The organism is Blautia sp. OF03-15BH, assembly GCF_003463065.1.
Lineage (GTDB): Bacteria > Bacillota > Clostridia > Lachnospirales > Lachnospiraceae > Limivivens.
The window spans coordinates 78,128-96,049 of record NZ_QSCM01000011.1 but is presented as its reverse complement, the minus strand read 5'-3'; the positions used below and the strand labels follow the sequence as shown (position 1 = coordinate 96,049).

Annotated in this window: 14 protein-coding genes and 1 pseudogene; 7 read left to right on the top strand and 8 right to left on the bottom strand. The window is 37.9% G+C overall.

Annotated features, from left to right (window positions below):
• Positions 1-59: 59 nt before the first annotated feature.
• Positions 60-1,166, top strand: a pseudogene (locus DXA57_RS17515) (tetratricopeptide repeat protein); the annotation flags it as partial.
• Positions 1,167-1,203: 37 nt separating this feature from the next.
• On the opposite strand, the gene DXA57_RS12230 reads toward DXA57_RS17515, so the two are convergent.
• The 6 genes from DXA57_RS12230 to ltrA form a co-directional block, all read right to left on the bottom strand.
• A complete protein-coding gene (locus DXA57_RS12230) occupies positions 1,204-2,076 on the bottom strand; it encodes an ATP-binding cassette domain-containing protein (RefSeq protein ID WP_117767627.1) in 873 nt (290 codons plus the stop codon).
• A 3-nt stretch (positions 2,077-2,079) separates the two neighbouring features.
• Positions 2,080-2,736: a transporter gene (locus DXA57_RS12225; protein ID WP_243005788.1), complete on the bottom strand. Its 657-nt coding sequence runs from the start codon at positions 2,734-2,736 to the stop codon at positions 2,080-2,082.
• A complete protein-coding gene (locus DXA57_RS12220) occupies positions 2,733-3,803 on the bottom strand; it encodes an ABC transporter permease subunit (RefSeq protein ID WP_117767626.1) in 1,071 nt (356 codons plus the stop codon). Before DXA57_RS12220 ends, DXA57_RS12225 begins: the two co-directional genes overlap by 4 nt.
• 116 nt (positions 3,804-3,919) lie before the next feature.
• Positions 3,920-5,098: a sensor histidine kinase gene (locus DXA57_RS12215; protein WP_117767625.1), complete on the bottom strand. Its 1,179-nt coding sequence runs from the start codon at positions 5,096-5,098 to the stop codon at positions 3,920-3,922.
• Complete coding sequence (locus DXA57_RS12210) at positions 5,086-5,760, bottom strand: response regulator transcription factor (protein WP_117767624.1); 675 nt, start codon at positions 5,758-5,760, stop codon at positions 5,086-5,088. Before DXA57_RS12210 ends, DXA57_RS12215 begins: the two co-directional genes overlap by 13 nt.
• 143 nt (positions 5,761-5,903) lie before the next feature.
• On the bottom strand, positions 5,904-7,169 hold the full coding sequence (gene ltrA, locus DXA57_RS12205) for a group II intron reverse transcriptase/maturase (RefSeq protein WP_117767623.1): 1,266 nt from the start codon (positions 7,167-7,169) through the stop codon (positions 5,904-5,906).
• A gap of 712 nt (positions 7,170-7,881) precedes the next feature.
• Between ltrA and DXA57_RS12200 the strand changes: the two genes are divergently transcribed.
• From DXA57_RS12200 to mobQ, 6 genes are all read left to right on the top strand, one after another.
• A complete protein-coding gene (locus tag DXA57_RS12200) occupies positions 7,882-8,799 on the top strand; it encodes a ParM/StbA family protein (protein WP_117767622.1) in 918 nt (305 codons plus the stop codon).
• A 3-nt stretch (positions 8,800-8,802) separates the two neighbouring features.
• Positions 8,803-9,186, top strand: coding sequence for a hypothetical protein (locus DXA57_RS12195; protein WP_006858996.1), 384 nt, complete (start codon positions 8,803-8,805; stop codon positions 9,184-9,186).
• Between the two features lie 18 nt (positions 9,187-9,204).
• Entirely contained in the window at positions 9,205-9,975 is a 771-nt protein-coding gene (locus tag DXA57_RS12190; RefSeq protein WP_117767621.1) for a replication initiator protein A, read from the top strand.
• A complete protein-coding gene (locus DXA57_RS12185) occupies positions 9,917-10,774 on the top strand; it encodes an ATP-binding protein (RefSeq protein WP_117767620.1) in 858 nt (285 codons plus the stop codon). The genes DXA57_RS12190 and DXA57_RS12185 overlap by 59 nt, the downstream gene beginning before the upstream one ends.
• Positions 10,775-10,944: 170 nt before the next feature.
• Positions 10,945-11,166 carry a DUF3847 domain-containing protein gene (locus DXA57_RS12180; protein ID WP_117767619.1) on the top strand — a complete coding sequence of 74 codons (222 nt, stop codon included), beginning with the start codon at positions 10,945-10,947 and terminating at the stop codon, positions 11,164-11,166.
• A gap of 137 nt (positions 11,167-11,303) precedes the next feature.
• Positions 11,304-13,013, top strand: coding sequence for a MobQ family relaxase (mobQ, locus tag DXA57_RS12175; RefSeq protein ID WP_117767618.1), 1,710 nt, complete (start codon positions 11,304-11,306; stop codon positions 13,011-13,013).
• Between the two features lie 707 nt (positions 13,014-13,720).
• Here the strand turns inward: mobQ and DXA57_RS12170 are convergent.
• Both DXA57_RS12170 and DXA57_RS12165 read right to left on the bottom strand, forming a co-directional pair.
• The gene (locus DXA57_RS12170) at positions 13,721-14,872 is read right to left on the bottom strand and encodes a hypothetical protein (RefSeq protein WP_117767617.1); all 1,152 of its coding nucleotides are present in this window, start codon (positions 14,870-14,872) and stop codon (positions 13,721-13,723) included.
• Positions 14,873-14,911: 39 nt separating this feature from the next.
• Positions 14,912-17,884 (bottom strand): hypothetical protein, encoded by a 2,973-nt coding sequence (locus tag DXA57_RS12165; protein ID WP_158571318.1) that lies wholly within the window; start codon positions 17,882-17,884, stop codon positions 14,912-14,914.
• Positions 17,885-17,922 lie beyond the last annotated feature (38 nt).

The window sequence follows — 17,922 nt, the reverse complement described above, 5'->3', positions numbered from 1 at the left end:
TGAAGCGGAATGGCGCTCCGTTCCTCTGGAACGGATGCGCAGTTCTTGCGTAATATGCAGCCACCTATTACAGTCATATCCATACGCTGTTTTCGTTATACACTTTATCTCTTAAACAGCAGGATATCCTGTGTAATATGTGCTTTCTTCCTTCCACCGGTATTTCTGCCCGTATATTTGCCAAATGGCTGGAATTGCCCACACTAAATGAGATCAACGATTTAATTGAGACTGGTTTTGTCCAAACAACAAAACGTCGCACTATCTCTCTGCATCCGATGATTCAGGAAATCACCCTTTCAGAGACAAAACCATCTGTAACTCGTTGCCACATATTACTGGATTCTTTACAGCACATATGTTTAATGCATGGAATGGAAGTAGCTTATTACAAAAAGCTATTTCAAACAATCGGAAATATCATAGAATTGATTGAAAAGGATGATATACCAAAGTATCTGCTTTTTCTGGAAAATGCATTTCCATACATGGATAACTATAACTACCACAAAGGTATGAATGGAATCATTCAGGAACTAACGGGGCTGTTAAAGACAAAAAACATTGGCACCGATTCTGACCGGGCATTGTTACTGGATTTTCAGGCTACTCTTGAAATCAAGCCAGAAAAAGCAATAAAACTGGAAAAGGATGCACTTGCCCAGATAGAAAATATCACTGCTGACAATGCTCGCCTTGTTTCCAACCTTCATGCCAATCTCGGTGGACTTTACCGCATGAACGGTCATCCCGATCTTGCAAGAGAACACATGGAAAAAAGTATCTCACTGCTTGACCAATTTAACCTGCTTCATATAAATGACAGCATACCTCAGATTGCCAATTATGCAATGTTCCTGACAGAACAGCAGGAACCCGAAAGAGGAATCTCTGAATTGCAAAAATTATCCGGCATCATCAAGGAATACCATTCCGATGACTGTCTGGATTATGCCAAAGTTCAGGAAACCCTTGGAACCATTTATCTGATGACTGCCAATCTTCCGCAAGCCAAAACACATTTTAAAAGAGCTTTCAAAATATATGAAAATATCTGGGCTGATGAACCAGAAATGATTGAAGCAAAATATCAGGAAATTCAGGAGTTATATCCACAGATTGGATTTTTCATTGGAAAAAATCTATCCGGTCTTTTAACAAAATAAGCATAATTTACGGCGGGCAACTTGCCCGCCGTTATATTCAACTATTCGTCAAATAAATATATGCATCTTCCAAAGTGATATCATTATCCAGGACACAATTCTCATTTGGCTTTCCTTTGCTTAATACTTTCATATGAATTCCATTTTCTACATACTGCTTAGATGATATAGAATAATTGGCTTCTAACAAACGGGCTTCTTCTGCATTTTGTACCGTACAATTCCAAACACAGCCCCTTGCATTTTCCAGCAACCCACTCACGCTTCCAGAATATAAAAAACTTCCCTTTTTCATAATGGCAAGCTGTGTACAGGTTGCTGCTAAATCTTCTACTACATGAGTGGAAAACAGCACAGTTCTATCCTTTGAAAAATCAACCAAAAGATTGCGGATCCTGATTCTTTCTTCCGGATCTAACCCGGTGGTAGGTTCATCAATAATCAAAAAATCCGGATTATTAAGAAGTGCCTGTATGAGTCCGACACGTCTCTTCATACCACCAGATAATTGCCGCATTTTTTTATTCTGATGCTCTGTAAGAGAAGTCTTTTCCAAATAATAGGTAATTCTTTGTTTGAGGTCATTTGTGGATACTCCTGATAGTCCACCCATATATACAAGGCATTCTTTCACCGTAAGATTCGGATATAAGTCGATTTCCTGTGGAAGATAACCAATCTTTTTCTGTATTTTTTCATAATTTCCCTCGTTATACAGAATTCCATCAAGGGAAACCATTCCTTCCGTTTGTTTTAAAACAGTTGTAAGAACCCTCATCAAAGTGGTTTTTCCAGCACCATTCTCTCCCAAAAGTCCGTAAATTCCCTTAGGTATTTCAAGAGATGCCTTATTTACTGCAACTACACCATTTTTAAATCTAACTGTTAAATCATTTATTCTAATACTCATAATCTATCCCCTTTTCTTTAAAGCCATTGGTAATACTGCAAATAAAAGCTGACCCACTATAAAAGACACAAGTGTTCCATAAATCCAACTCTCGGACATTAATTGAGTAGGTTCACAAAAGCTGAAAGAAAACAATCCCAGATTTCCGAAAAATGAACTTCCCGCTTTTGATATAAGTCCAATGACAATTCCAAACAAACATCCTATACCTGCCCACATATTTCCAAGCAATGTACACAAAATCACAGAGCATATACTCCAAAGCCAGATGGTTCCGAACATTGCAATGGAAAATAAAAGGAATATCTGAGTGCCCGAAACGCCTTCGTTTACACTGCCCGGTTTTTGCCAGAAAAACAAAACATATCCAACACAGGAAAGTATTAATAAATATAATATTTGAACGCACACTCTCTGTGATATTACTTTTAACTGCTTTTTTTGATCATACAAATGAAATACATCGGCACGCTTACTTTTTACTTCCATCAAATATGTGTCACTACAAAAAATAATTGTTAAAAATGCTATTGGAGACTGAATCGCTGAACCGATTTCTTCATAGTATATAATCGGATGAATAGCACACAATATCAGTATAAATGCACATGAATAAAAAATCTTATATAACGACAGGCAGTTTTTTAGTTCCGTTTTCAATGAACCCTCCTCCTTTTCCAGATTGTAACAGAAATACATACTAATATAACTGATGAAATTACAAGAATAATCTGATTTATGTTTGACATTTTGGCTACATGTGTTTCAAAAAATCTGCCAGGGAATCGCACCATAATAGAGAACGGTCTCATATAATAAATATCATTCTTCATGGTCAGCATATTTGAATATATAATGTGTAAAAACAAGATTGGTGCTGCCGGAAGCGGATTTTTAAATATTAATGCTGTAATTGTATAGACACAACATATCATCAAAAGATTCGGAACAATATAGATCAGAGAATTCACGCAAAAATCAATTGGTGTTACTGGAAAGCCCGATTCTAAAGACGTTTTCAAACACAGCATAAAGAATATAACATTCAAAATCACTAATACTCCCAGCATACTAATGAATCCGCTTATTACTTTCCCACATATATATTGGATTGCCGTAACAGGCTTTGTATGTAATAATTCATAGGTACTTTTTCGTGTATCCTGAATAAATAAAAATGATAGCAAGACTGTTGCAAAAAAGGCCATATGCAATCCTGCAAAATCCGTAAATTTTTTGGCAAAGTACCAGGAAAAAGAATGTTCGGATAATTTCCTCTCGATATAATGATTGATTTCTTCTGCTGTCCCCTTATGAATTTCAAGGTCTTCATAAGCATATAATGCATTATAATAGCCATATTGGGATTCCAAAAACTCAGAAGCAGTCTTTACATCCATATTCTGAATTTCTTTCATTACATGATCTGCTTCCTGCCTGCTAAATCCAAAACCATTTTGGGATGTGTCCATTAACGTCTCTTTGATCGTATCTTCCCACTCCCTTCTTCTTTCTTTATCATCAGATGTGGGAATGTACCCATCCATGACATCAGCATCTTCCAATGCTACGTCATTTTGTGTGATCTGTTCATTCTGTTTGACATAATGAATTTGCAAATACGATGACAGACATTGATACATACTGGCAACTATAATAATCAAGCCAATCCACAAAACAGGGTTCTTTAAATAATCAAGTATACTTCTTTTTATGATTGTTTTCATTGTATCTCTTCCTTTCTTTATTTCTTTAACAACATCATACAAATCAATTCTCAATAAATTCACAACAAAAAAGACTAAAACCACTTTATTTGTGATTTCAGCCTTATAAAGTATTTTTATTCAGCTTTGAAAAGAGCTTCTACATGAGCACCGCCTTGTCTGGCATTATATATTTTCAAATTTCCTCCATGCTTTTCACAGAAAATACGAGAAATATACATGCCAAGGCCAAAATGCTTTAAATCATCTTGTGGATTCTTATGATAAAATGGTTCTGTTACTTTTTCCTCAGTATCCACAAATCCTATTCCATCATCTTCAACAGAAATTATAAGAAAACCCTCCTTTTTCTTTATCTGCAAAGCAATACTTTTTTGTGTATATCGAATCGCATTTTCCAGTAAGTTGTCTGTCACTTCCATGACAAGTTCCTCATCCACTTTCACAATGTTTTGTTCCTGCACTCTTTCTACCTTACATAATTTACTTTCCTTCTTGGACAGCATGGCAGCTTCTGCCTCAATCTTTTTTGCCAGTTTTGATAATTCTATCTCTGAGCATTGCAGTTCCCTCTGTTCTAAATGGGACATTTTTCTCATGTTTTCCGTGAAATGCTCTATACGGTCAATCTGATACATGCCTGTTTGTAAGATATCAATAACATCCTCTGTTTTTATACTCTCAGCAGAAACAAACTCTAAGAGCATTTCCTGATACCCACGCAATATAGAAAGTGGAGAACGTATATCATGTGCAATTGCATTCCGCAAAGCCTTCTCGTCATCAATCATTCGCCACATCTTTCTGTTGTTATCTGCTAAATCACTTCGCATCATTTCAAATTCTTTACACAAAGTTCCCATCTCATCTTTATTTTCATAGGACACATGAAAATCCAGTTCATTATCTGCAATCATTTGTGAGGCATCTTTTAGTTCCTGTAGAGGTGTCTTTAACTTATTTTTATAAAAAAAGAATACCGCAACAACACTCCCAACAATCGAAAAAATCAGTACCGAATATGTTTCCATAAAGTCACACATTTCCGAAAGATGATGGTCCAAACGATTCATCTGCGATTGATTAGGTCTTGATATCTCAATCTCGTATTTCTTTCCATATTGCTGAAACACGTCCGTATAATCTGCATAATCAATATATTTTTCCCATATTTTATTCTGCATATTTCTTGCAAAATGAACTGTAAATCCAGATAACAGAAATGCTGCCGTTAAGCTGATCACAAAATAAAGCAGAATTGTTTTTTTCAGTGACAAGTTTCTTATTTTTTCCATCGGTATCCAATCCCCCATACAGTTTCTATGTATTCTTTTTCTGAATAATCCGCTATTTTTTTCCTTATACGCCGTACTAATTCCGTTATCGTTCTACTGTCCCCTTGTGCATCATATCCACAGACTTGTGCATATATACGTTCTTTATCAAACACCTGCCCTGGATGCATGGATAAGAATTCAATAATCTGATATTCAATTTTTGTGAACTCCATCCTGTGTCCAGCTATAGCTACTATTTTTTCAGAATAATCAATCAGCATTTCATCCATGAAACGATATTTTGTTTTTTGTTGATGCCTTTCTTCTCTCTTTATGTTTGTAACAATCCTCGCTTCCAACTCCCGAAGACTAAATGGTTTCGTAATATAATCATCCCCGCCCGAAAGCAGCCCATTAATTTTATCATCTTCATCAACTCTTGCTGTCAGAAATAAAATTGGACATAACACTTTACTGCGTATCAGACGACATACTTCAATCCCATCCATATGTGGCATGTTGATATCCAATAAAATAATATCCGGTTTCATTTTTATTTTATTTAATGCTTCCATTCCATCTGTAGCCGTAATGGTTTCATATTGTTTCATATTAAAATAACTACAAAGCATTTTCACCAATTCTTTATCATCATCGACAACTAAAATCTTGTATTTCATCCAAACCGTCGAGTAGACTTTGTCTCGACTTTTCACTTCCTTTCATCTATATTCTTTTGCGATGAGAGGTTCAAGTCTCAAAAGCCCCTCACAGAACCGCACGTGCCCTATTAAGGCATACGGCTCTTCAATAAGCCATTTACCTAATAAGCACTTTTCAGATATATCCTTGGATACTCCAGTGGATGTATCTTTAGAATATTCATATATTGCTTCCACGTCATCCAATACGTTTGGTCTCTGCGTCTCTTGCTTTTCCATAACTCCTGTCTCACATATTTGTAATACTTTTGCAAACCTATGTAGTTCCCATAGATTCCATAGTATCTGTAATGCCCCGTCAGTTTCACATTCAACGCTTCTATGGTATCGGCTATGCTTTCGTGCATATGCTCCCATAACCATTTCTTGACTGCTTCTCTTTTCATTTTCAGCTTCTTCCTGCTTGTTCTATGCAGTACACAGTATTTGCCCCAGTGACTTGTCGCATTGTAGTGTGTAAAGCCGAGAAAGTCAAAGGATTCCTTGGTTCCCTTGTATCTGCCAAAGGGTAGAATTCTGCTTTTATCCTCTGCAATTTCAAGACCGAATTTACGCAGTCTTTCTACCAGAAGCTGATAAAACCTTTGTGCTTCATTCTCGTATTGGAACAGACATACAAAATCATCTGCATAGCGTACCATGTACATTTCTCCCTTAAACTCATACTTTTTCACATAATCAAACCATGTATCTAAGGTATAGTGCAGATACACATTTGCCAGCACTGGCGAAATCAGACCGCCCTGTACTGTTCCAGCTTCTGTATCCAGTCGCTTACCATCCTCCATAACTCCCCCTATCAGAAATCTCTTGATATATCTGATGAAGTTCTTATCTGCTATGTCATGCTCAAGAAATTTTATCATCCAATCATGGTCTAGGTTATCAAAGAATCCCTTGATGTCTGCATCTAAAATGTAATTGACCTTGTCTGCCATGATGTGTTTGTTTACTCTTTGAATGGCATCGTGACAACTTCTGTTTGGACGAAACCCAAATGAAAACTCCTTGAACTTAGGCTCGTAAATCGCTTCCAGTATCTCTTTAAAGACACCTTGAACGACTTTATCCTCAAATGACGGAATACCGAGTCCTCGCATCTTGCCATTACCTTTTGGGATATAGGCTCTGCGCACGGGATATGGCTTATAGGAAAACTTCTTCATTCTGACAAGCAGACTCTCTATGTTTTCTTCTAAGTTCTCTCCGTATTGCTCCTTGGTTATTCCATCCACTCCTACTGCTTTCCCTTTGGGTTGTTTGTTGTAGGACTCTTTGAGTGTGTCACTGTTGACATATTTCATTAGCGACTGAACTCTGCCATATCTTTCTACGAGACTGGCTATTTCTGCTTTCTCTTTTTCCATAGATTTTATGCCTCCTGTGCTCTCTATGTTTTGATTACAAAAGCAACTTATTGTCCGTCCCTTCCCTCCAGCGTCATTACTGCTTTCATCAGTACTATGGACGAATCCGACTCCTCGATGGTCTTCGTTCATACTCACCATTGCATTGGTCGATATTCCCTACTGTCTCATGTACAGAACCATCCAGGTCTCCCAGGTATGTCAAATATAACGATATCAGGTATGCCATGCTCTAGGACTCCGGTGTGTTTTCATAGTCTCGCTTTAACGACTAATCCTTGTTGGTGACCCAAGGAGGTAGCAGACCACCCCACACAATTGATATTTCTAACGAAGCTCAATCACTTCACGCTTACGCATTACGGCGTTCCTGTTCCCTGTCCTACGCTTAAACATCATTGTTAGCCTTTGATGCTCCAAGGACTCGGTACTGGCGACTTGCTAGGTCTTACCAGACTGGATTCCCACCAGTTATATATTCGGCACCGAACTGGCGCACACCTCCAGTATCCATATTATACGATAAAAAACAATGAAATCACAACAAGAGTACATGAAGAACGTAAGCACAATATATCTTTTTTCTCAATTCCTGCTCAATTTCCCCTCAATGCCTTTTTCCTCCGATCTTCTTATGCTTATCTCACAGCAGAGCAGTACCACACCGGTACGACCTGCTGAATCAATCAATACGAAAACGGAGGTATTTTTTATGCGAGAACTCAGAAACACAAAAATCATCGCTGTAGATCATGGCTATGGCAATATGAAAACAGCAAACACCGTCACACCAACCGGAATCAAAGCCTATGAAACCGAACCAATCTTCACCGGGAATATTCTGGAATATAACGGCATTTACTACCGGATTGGCGAAGGACACAAAGAATTTATCCCGGATAAAGCTATGGACGAAGAATATTATCTTCTGACGCTAATGGCTATTGCAAGGGAACTAAATGTCTTTTCCTTCCGTGAAGCAGATGTTCATCTGGCTGCCGGACTTCCTCTGACATGGATCAGAACTCAAAGAGAAGCTTTTCGTTCCTATCTGCTCCAGAATCCAGAAGTCCGTTACCTTTTTAACGGCAAAGAGTATCATCTCCACTTTGTGGGATGCAGCCTTTACCCACAGGGGTATCCGGCTATTGTAAACCAACTTGGAGATTTCAAGGGAACCAATCTCCTTGCAGATATCGGAAACGGAACCATGAACATTCTGTATATCAACAATAAGAAAGCTCAGGAGAGCCGATGCTGGACAGAAAAACTTGATGTAAACCAATGCATGATTGCCGCAAAGAACGCTGTTCTGGACAAATTCGGAGTGAAAATTGAAGAATCCACAGTAGAACAGATTCTGCGGTTTGGAACCGCTGACATTTCAGCACCATATCTGGATTGTATCAGTTCTATTGCCAGACAGTATGTGGCAGAACTTTTTTCCACGCTCCGCAAATATGAATATAATCCTGACCTGATGCGCCTGTATGTGATTGGCGGTGGTGGATGCCTGATTCGTAACTTCGGAACGTATGACAAATCACGAGTCACCATCATTGATGACATCTGCGCCACCGCCAAAGGTTACGAATCTCTGGCTTATATGAGCCTGAAAAGGAGGGGATAAACCATGCAGAACAATATCCGCAACACCAACCTGCGCTTTAATCTGGGCAAAGAACAGCAGCGGAGAGCCTGGGAATATTTACAGACAATGGACAGGCAGGATTTTAAATCTTACAGTCAGGTAATCTCTCTTGCACTGGTAGATTATTTTGACCGCTACTACCGCACACAGGCTGATCCTTATCTGGAAACAAGAGAACGGGAAGAACTTTTTGTGAAACAGATTGTAGATGCAGTGGAAAACAGTCTGAAACAGGCATTGCCACTTTTTCTTTCCGGACTGACTGCAGGCATGGTGCAAAGGGAGCCCCAAATCAGGGCGTCCTTTCCAACACCTGAAAATTCACAGCCAGATAGTGATGTAGACTGGGATTTTCTTGGAGAATAACTGATTGGAGGTGAACACATGACGGACTTTCTGACAGCAGACACCAACCTGCCATCTTATATGATGTTTCCCCGTTTTCTTCTGGACATGGAAATAAACGAAACTGCCAAAATGCTTTATATTATCCTGCTCGACCGGGCAAGGCTTTCCCAGAAAAATGAGGGCTGGTCAGATATCAATGGTCATGTGTTCATTTACTTTACAATTGAAGCACTGGCAGAAGTTCTCCATAAAAGCCAGATGACGGTTAAAACTGCTCTGGCAGTACTGGAAAAACAGGAGCTTATCTTCCGAAAACGGCAGGGACCCGGACAGCCCAATCGGATTTATGTAAAACTCCCAAAAGAAACCATCCACTATACAGACAGATTTCTTTCCCTAAGACAGACAGAAAACTGTCCTATTGACAGACAGGATTCTTTCCCTGATACAGACAGAAAACTGTCTGGTAATAAGAAAGAGATAAAAAAGAACAATTTAGAAAAAAGAGGGAGTAAGGAGCCACTCTCACCCTATGGAAAATTTCAAAATGTTTTTCTGTCAGAAAAAGAGCTGGAAGATATCCGACAGACAATCCCTGACTGGAAGGATTATATTGAACGCTTATCCGGTTATATGGCTTCTACCGGAAAGCAATACCAGAACCATGCAGCTACCATCATCAGCTGGGCAAGCCAGGATCATCCTGCTTCCCGGCAAAGAAATTACGAAAGTGAGGAATACGAAACATATGACAAAATTTACAGAAAAAGCAACCGCTATAACACCAAACAGAGAGATTCAGCCTGATGAATATTTTAACGAAACAGACCACCTGATCTACTGTTCCAAATGCAATACGCCAAGACAATGCCGGCATGAATTACAGGGAAAGGTTCTTATTCCTTCCATCCGCTGTAAATGCCAGCAGGAAATCTTTGAGCAGGAAGAGGCCCAGAGAAAACTTCATGAAAAACAAATGGAAATAGAGCATCTTAAAACCAGCGGCTTACAGGACAAAGCACTCTATGACTACACTTTTGCCAGGGATAACGGCATCAATCCGGAAATAAAACTGGCACACAATTATGTAAGTAACTGGGAAGAGATGAAAGCAAACGCTTCCGGACTTCTCATCTGGGGTGATGTAGGTACTGGAAAATCTTTTTTTGCAGGCTGCATTGCCAATGCCCTTCTGGAAAAAGGCGTTCTTGTACTGATGACCAACTTTTCCCGGATTCTGAATACCCTTACCGGAATGCATTTTGAAGACAGAAACCAGTTCATCAACAGCTTAAACCGCTACAGTCTTCTGATTATTGATGATCTCGGAATTGAGCGGAACTCTGACTTTGCACTGGAACAGGTATTCAATGTGATTGACAGTCGTTACCGCAGTAAAAAGCCCCTGATCATAACGACCAATCTCACTTTATCAGAGCTGAATAACGCCGCTGATATCGCACACAAACGAATTTATGACCGTATTCTGGAAAGATGTATTCCTGTCCGTATCAATAACCGGAATATCCGTCAGGACAATGCAACAGCTAATTTAAAACAAGCGAAAAAAATCCTATTGAACAATCATGCTCCGAACCAGAATTGACTCGAAGAAGTATAACGCAATGATTGTTTTTCACTGGCAGTGGTACTACTTTCTTTCCTCATTTATTACCAGAAATATGTCACTGTCAGTTATCTAAAACCATAGTACCAAAGCATAAGATTTTAAAGCCAAAACCGCCCGGATACGGGCATAAAAAGGAGGTGCCAGATATGGCAGATAAAAGAATTATGACACCAGAAGAAAAAGCACTTTTACAGGCAAAACACCGCCAGGAAGAAGCCGAAGCAAGAAATCGCAAAAAAGAACGTGATGCCAGAACACACCGATTAGTCCAGGAAGGAGCCATTCTGGAAAGTATTGTTCCCCATATTAAAGAAATGGATTTAGATTCCCTGAAAAGGGAGCTGATGATCCGGCTACGGGGAATGTAAACGCACAAGTTCTACTCCCGAAGGGCGCACTTACTCACCACCTGATAAATCAGGCAGTGGTATCCCCTTCGGGGCTCGTGCGCTCTGCCGAGGGCTTTATCCGCTGTTGCAGGCAACATCGAAAGGAGGTGCCAGATATGGCAATTTATCATATGCAAGCTAAAGTCGTCAGCCGTGGTTCCGGTCGATCTGCTGTTGCTGCTTCTGCTTATATGAGCTGTAGCCGCATGTACAATGATTATGATGGCATCCAGCATGACTATACCAGAAAGCATGGTCTGATCTATCAGGAAGTGATGCTTCCTCCAATGGCGCCATTGGAATGGAATGACCGGGAACAACTCTGGAATGCTGTGGAAGAAACCGAAAAGACCAAAGACAGCCGACTGGCAAGAGAATTTGTTGTTGCACTTCCTGTTGAGTTGGATAAAAACAGCAATATTTCTCTTCTTCAGGATTTTATTAAAAAGAATTTTGTAGATATGGGGATGTGTGCTGATTTTGCCATTCACGATACAGATGGTCACAATCCCCATGCACACATTCTTCTTACTGTCCGACCACTAAATGAAAATGGAACATGGCAGTATAAAACAGAAAAAGAATATCTCTGTATCAAAGATGGAGAAGAAAAAGGATTTACTGCTTCTGAATTTAAAACTGCTCAGAAACAGGGATGGGAAAAGCAATATCGCTATAAAGTTGGGAAAAAGAAAGAATATCTGACTTCCTCTGTTGCACAGGAAAAAGGATATGAACGGATTTATAAACACCCCAAGAGCAGCCGATATGGCAGACAGAATCCTATTTCCGAACAATGGAACAGTGATGAACAACTTTGCATCTGGCGGGCAAACTGGGCAGATGCCGTAAATAAAATGCTTGCACGTAATCAGATAAATGCTACCATTGATCACCGTAGCTTTGCAGATCAGGGAATCACCGAACAGCCAACCATCCATGAAGGCTACATTGCCCAGAATATGGAAAAGAAAGGCATGATAGCAGACCGCTGTGAAATCAACCGTCAGATTCGTGCAGATAACAAAATGCTCCGGGAATTAAAAGCCCAGGTAGCAAAACTGGCACAGGCTGTAGAAAAATCTATTCCAATAATAGCAGAAACATTGGAAGCAATCCGCAATCACATGATTTTTACACAATATCATTTGCTCCACAATGAGATGCAAAAAGAAGTGATCCATGACTGGATGAATCATTTTAATCCAATACTGAATAAATACAACACAGTTAAAAAGAAACTCAAAGCTAAAGTTACGGAACGGAAAGAACTGAATGTGCAAAAGGATAAAACCAGTATTTTGAATCCCATCCAGCATATAAAATTAAATCAGCAGCTTACCACTATTACCGAAGAAATCGAAGAACTGAAATCAAGGAAAGAGCAGCTAATCTTCCAGGCAGAATGCTCTACCGATAAAGATATGACGAATCTATCCAAGAAATACGGCCAGATGAATAACAATCTTGATATCCTGGATTCTCAGGACATCTCGCTCAAAAAACAGCTTGAAAAAGATGCCGCCGCTTTCCGGGAAGAAAAATTTCGTCCTGAACCTGAACAGTATACAGAATTGCTGGACACCAGAATCCAGATACGTCCTGATTTCCGGGATAAGCTGATTGAGCAGCTCAAAGGTACTTTTGGTAAGTATTATGACTATCACCGCCGTGATATTGCCGCCAATGAGGTAGATTATCTCAATGTGGAAGATCCTGATGTTTTTTCCCATCGTGCCTGGGAACTTGAATATCAGAGGAAACAGGAGATGCGGCGAAATCAGCCTGCTCGAACTAAGAAAAGGTCGTATGATATGGAATTATAATTTGGTTCTTCTTTGCCCATTATAAACACAAGAGCTGAACAAATAGGATTTTTCGTCCTCTTATCACAGCGGCCAGACGATAAAATGTCAGATGAGCAGTTGGAACAGCTTGCCCCATGGAGCGAGACTGCGAAAACGAACTGTCAAAACTAAAATAGAGAAAGACGCTTGCATCTATCATTTTGGTGCAAGCGTAATTCATGAGTAACGTAGCAATATTTTGCGCTTACGCACATTTTGCCCTTATTCAATCCGCAACCTAAACCCTTCTTGTTGTCGGAAACATATCGAGTTTTTCTAGTTGCTACTATTCTGAAAGTATATCACCGCGAACACTTGTTTGTAATATTAATCTACAAAATAACGAAAATATCTGACAGCCGCGAAAATCGTGCACTCCCCCTTTTATGATTCTTATGGTAACAAACCGGCTGTCCTAATAAATGGACAGCCGGTTGCACTCATATTTCACCTTACTTTCAACCCATTCGAGTATCCAGCGTTAACCATTATTCGTCGCATTATTTCATACAAGACGCCATATTTTTGTGCAAGCTGTCTAATTGTCTTTTGACGACTAGCATATTCTTTAATGGCAGTTTTCTTTTCTGATTCAGACAAAAAATAAATCATACTAGTGTGCTCCTTTCTCTTTTTTGTAAGTTAAGGATAGCACCGTTTTTCTCCAAAATACTTAAGTACGAAATTTAAAAATTTTCTTGGGTTAAAAATGCCCATAGCATCTGCCCAATATATACATCTGCATACCGATGGTTATCAGTCTGCTTACCATACTTAGCACCGAAATACTCTACGTACGCATCATTAATATCCTCTATTTCCTCAGCAGTCACCGGAAAAATAGCTGGCTCGTCATTTTTTATTGCCTCTAAACGCTGCTCCAATGCCATAACTTCTAGTTTTGCTTCCGCAAGTTGCTTCTCATAAAATGCTACAATTGCATCTTTACCCTCCATCTCGCCAGATTCAATTTTTTCGGCCCAGTTTTTCCAAGCAGAAGCTCCTTTGGAATATGTATTTGTTGTATATTCTTCAAACTCTGACGAGACATACCATGACTGTACCATTTTGTAATACACATCCCTTACAGCGCCAATATCAGATTCCTCATCTTTTATAGACTCATACTGTATTTCTTCCTTATCGCTATTCATCTCTAATGCAATAGCCTTAATCAACTCTGCCAAGCCAACGTCTAGACCAACATTTTGAGTACCTATTGCTGGTTTTTGCATAGAACTCATGTTAAAAGGATTTGGAAATACACCAAATTGAGCGATCCAAGGGACAGCCTCTATAAGCTTATTATTCATGTATTCCATGTATGTCATTTTATCCAAATTAATAGCAAGAGCCTGACAAAGCTTACCTATATTTTCCTCTGGTTGATCCATATGCGTTTCTGTAAATAATGCCAATCCATTTACTACTCTTTCCGCCCATATTGCAAGACGCTTTGTAGTAAAATGACTCTGGCAAGATTTATATATAAGTCCTCTCAATTCTTTTGGAAGATCATCTACATCTTTTAATAATGCCCTATAAAAATCACAAATCTGAGTCACTGTAACATTATCTCTGTTAGCATTTTTTCTACTTGAAGGGTTTTTATCCCAATTTTTTATTAGAATTGCCAATAATTCAGCACAAACAACAGGATAAAAGTTTTCTCCTCCCTCAATGCTAGAATCCATTTTAAAAAGAGTTGGATCTATTTCATATCTCTCAAAGACTTTATCTCTTTTGTTTTCAAAAGTACTGCTGGCTTTCATTCCGCAAAGCTTTACCATCTCTGAAGTCGAATAATCAGCAAGCCTTCTTTTTTTCTGCTTTGGCACAAAATCCCTCCTTTCTAAGAATAAGTATTTTACCCAAAGTCATATATTAAGCTGAAAATTTACCATATCAGAGAGCGACGTAATATTCTCATCCAATATCAGTTTTTCTTCTTTTATTTTTACTCTTCCATTCGCCGAAGAAAGACTTTCATGTGTTTTACATAAACAATCGAATAAAGCTTTTATTTTATCTTTATCTATTCTTGAAAGATAATAAATTGAGAAAATTGTAAAATCTCCCCACAACGAGGCAATTATGCCATAATCACTTTCTGCGAATCGAGTTACTATATTTTCAAATAAAAGATTCCATGTATTATCATTGAACATTTCATAATAACGTTCAAATACATCGCTAATTCCGCTGCCTATATAACCATACTTGCTTTCAGATAGAATAAATTTAACAACACATCTATTTACATATTCTTCCATATGTTTTTGGGCGATAATATCTCCTGCCTCCATAATCAGCTTATGTAATCCGATTTCTCTTTTATCTATTTGTGTAAGAATTACTCCTTCCGCCTTTTCATTATATCCATCTTCTTTTAAAAGATTGATAATTTCGAGATTATAGTCCCTTCCTGTTTCTACAGAGAAATCTTTATGTTCCGCTTTATCATACAATCCTTTTGCCATAAGCTTTTCCCGAATTTCAGAACTTGAAATGCGAGAAATAATTTCATAATTGTAACTTCTTAAGGTTTCCAATCGATTGTATTCTCTATCATTCTCTATATACTCTTTAATCCATGAATTTGTAAGTCTGTATAACGCAATTAATTCAGAATCATCAGAAATCAAATCTATATTGCAATATAGAGAATCAAGAACTTTCATTCTCCAATAAACTAAACCTTTAGGAGTATTTTTTAGTTCAAATAATGCATTACAGTACTTGTACCCCAATTTAACGGCATCCTCTAGCAACTCTCGGTCAACTTCACTTGAAAACCTATTATCACCAATAGAATCCGCTAAATTTGAAACGTAAAACAGTCTCATGCCATAACAGCATAATTTTTCTTCATTCAGAGGAAGTTTTTTATAACAATCAAGTAAACCATTTAACGAATAGTCTTTTCTTCCCACATAGCCAAACATTCTATATTTCTGTTTTTCACGTACTTCCTCTATAAACTTGTTTTCTCCAAAGTATTCTAATGCAGGTATCATGTTTTTACATAAATCTTCCATCTCATCATATTCTGATCTCCAAGCCACTCCATCTTCGCCACACCAATATTCTGCAACTTTTAGAAAATCAGCATGCGCATTTGATATACAGAACAACCTGTTAAACTCCGGAATAAATCGAGTCTTATCCCATTCCAAACATTGAACAACCGCTTTACAAATAGTATCGATAATTCCTGCCTTGGGGTTATGCTCGGAAAAGCTCACCAATACTTTACGTAAAAATCTCATAACAGTATATCCATTACAATCATGAGCAGATCCAGCACCGTACTTATCCGCAAAATAAATCAATGAAAAGATATCATCTTTAGATAATACATCATTTCTGTCCACCGAATAAAATTGTTCACTAACATGCTTTGCAATATCATACTGTGCCAATGCTGGTTTATAACCTCTTTGTGATTCACCATTATGAGTTAGATTCAATATTTCTTTATAACATTTTTCAACTAACGATTCCTCAATCCTACCAAACAGGCACAAGTTAGCCTTAATCAAAGAAATTATTCTTAAATCTTCGTATTTATAATCTCTATCTATTTTTATAATATCACTTAAATGGTTGCCAATATATTCTATCCCAGCTTCGCATTTATATGAGTTTAACAGTCCATATGTGCAAATCTCTATAATTATTTCTATAGATGCAGACATTCCTAAAAGAATATTCAACAATTCGTCAAATGATTCTTTTTCAAGATTCTTTTCTTCTGTAATCTGATGAATATATGCATACAATGAATCTGGATTATACCATTTAAAAGTGAATGTTTGCCTGATATCTTCTTTTGATGTAATACTTACACTGGCATCTAACCATCCATCTACAAAATAAACATAATCGTTAGAATTTCCAGTAAGAGCATCCATATAATCTGCACCATAGCATCGAAATATATATCCTGCCTTAACAAGCGTTTCTTTGTTTAGCTCCCCGCTTAACAATGCCTCTATATTATATCCACTGAGGTATTCATCGAAAAGTTTATGTCCTCGTTCAAATCCAGCCTTAGCAGCAAAATCAATATCTAAAATGATTTGCTCTATATCATTTTTAACATTCAAACAATATTTTTCCGCTTTAGTCTTTTTGTTGATACTTTGTGCTTCAAAATAATCCGATTCTTTTGCATAATACTGTATGCAATTTGCATACTGTGCCAAACAAAGAGACACTGCACTTGAATGTATGCATACTTCTTCAAGATTATCCATTGGCAATTGGTGCGCTAGTATAAACTGCTGAAGTATCCTATCAAACGATATCCCATATAATGCTGAATCCATTACATATTCAACATCAATCAGTTTCAACACCTCATCAGTGGCCTTACAAGATACTAGTAAATTAAAAGAGATATCATATCGATATTTCCATAATTCTCTATCCTGTTTAATTCGATTAATTATTGATTCGGTAATTCCTTTTATATTTGAATTGTGAATAATTGCATTCTGTAAAAAAAGCCTTACATCATTATGAAAAGCGAAGTATCTATCGCCTTCACATACAATAATTGGATATAAGCCATTTAAAACAAACGCCGCCTCGTCGTGTTCAACTCCACACATTTGAGCCACGTCATAAGCGTTAATACGTTTACTTGAAAACGCCATAATTGCCTCAATTTTGTATAGCAAAAGGCTTTTTTCCTGCGAACTAATAATCCATTCGTAATATTTATCAATTTGTTTATTTAAAATCACAAAGTAATTTTTGATTATCTTTTCAAAAGTTCTTATATGCCGGTATAGCCTATTGTTACAGGCTTTTCCGGCATTTTTTGTTATGGAAGATACTCTCAAATCTTCTTATATCCCCGTATGTTTTGATGTTCAAAAGT

Bases quoted from the DNA above. Each gene is read 5' to 3' on its own strand.
- DXA57_RS12220 (WP_117767626.1), bottom strand. From the start codon at position 3,803: ATGAAAACAATCATAAAAAGAAGTATACTTGATTATTTAAAGAACCCT.
- DXA57_RS12215 (WP_117767625.1), bottom strand. From the start codon at position 5,098: ATGGAAAAAATAAGAAACTTGTCACTGAAAAAAACAATTCTGCTTTAT.
- DXA57_RS12190 (WP_117767621.1), top strand. From the start codon at position 9,205: ATGACGGACTTTCTGACAGCAGACACCAACCTGCCATCTTATATGATG.
- DXA57_RS12185 (WP_117767620.1), top strand. From the start codon at position 9,917: ATGACAAAATTTACAGAAAAAGCAACCGCTATAACACCAAACAGAGAG.
- DXA57_RS12195 (WP_006858996.1), top strand. From the start codon at position 8,803: ATGCAGAACAATATCCGCAACACCAACCTGCGCTTTAATCTGGGCAAA.
- mobQ (WP_117767618.1), top strand. From the start codon at position 11,304: ATGGCAATTTATCATATGCAAGCTAAAGTCGTCAGCCGTGGTTCCGGT.
- DXA57_RS12180 (WP_117767619.1), top strand. From the start codon at position 10,945: ATGGCAGATAAAAGAATTATGACACCAGAAGAAAAAGCACTTTTACAG.
- DXA57_RS12230 (WP_117767627.1), bottom strand. From the start codon at position 2,076: ATGAGTATTAGAATAAATGATTTAACAGTTAGATTTAAAAATGGTGTA.
- DXA57_RS12200 (WP_117767622.1), top strand. From the start codon at position 7,882: ATGCGAGAACTCAGAAACACAAAAATCATCGCTGTAGATCATGGCTAT.
- DXA57_RS12210 (WP_117767624.1), bottom strand. From the start codon at position 5,760: ATGAAATACAAGATTTTAGTTGTCGATGATGATAAAGAATTGGTGAAA.
- ltrA (WP_117767623.1), bottom strand. From the start codon at position 7,169: ATGGAAAAAGAGAAAGCAGAAATAGCCAGTCTCGTAGAAAGATATGGC.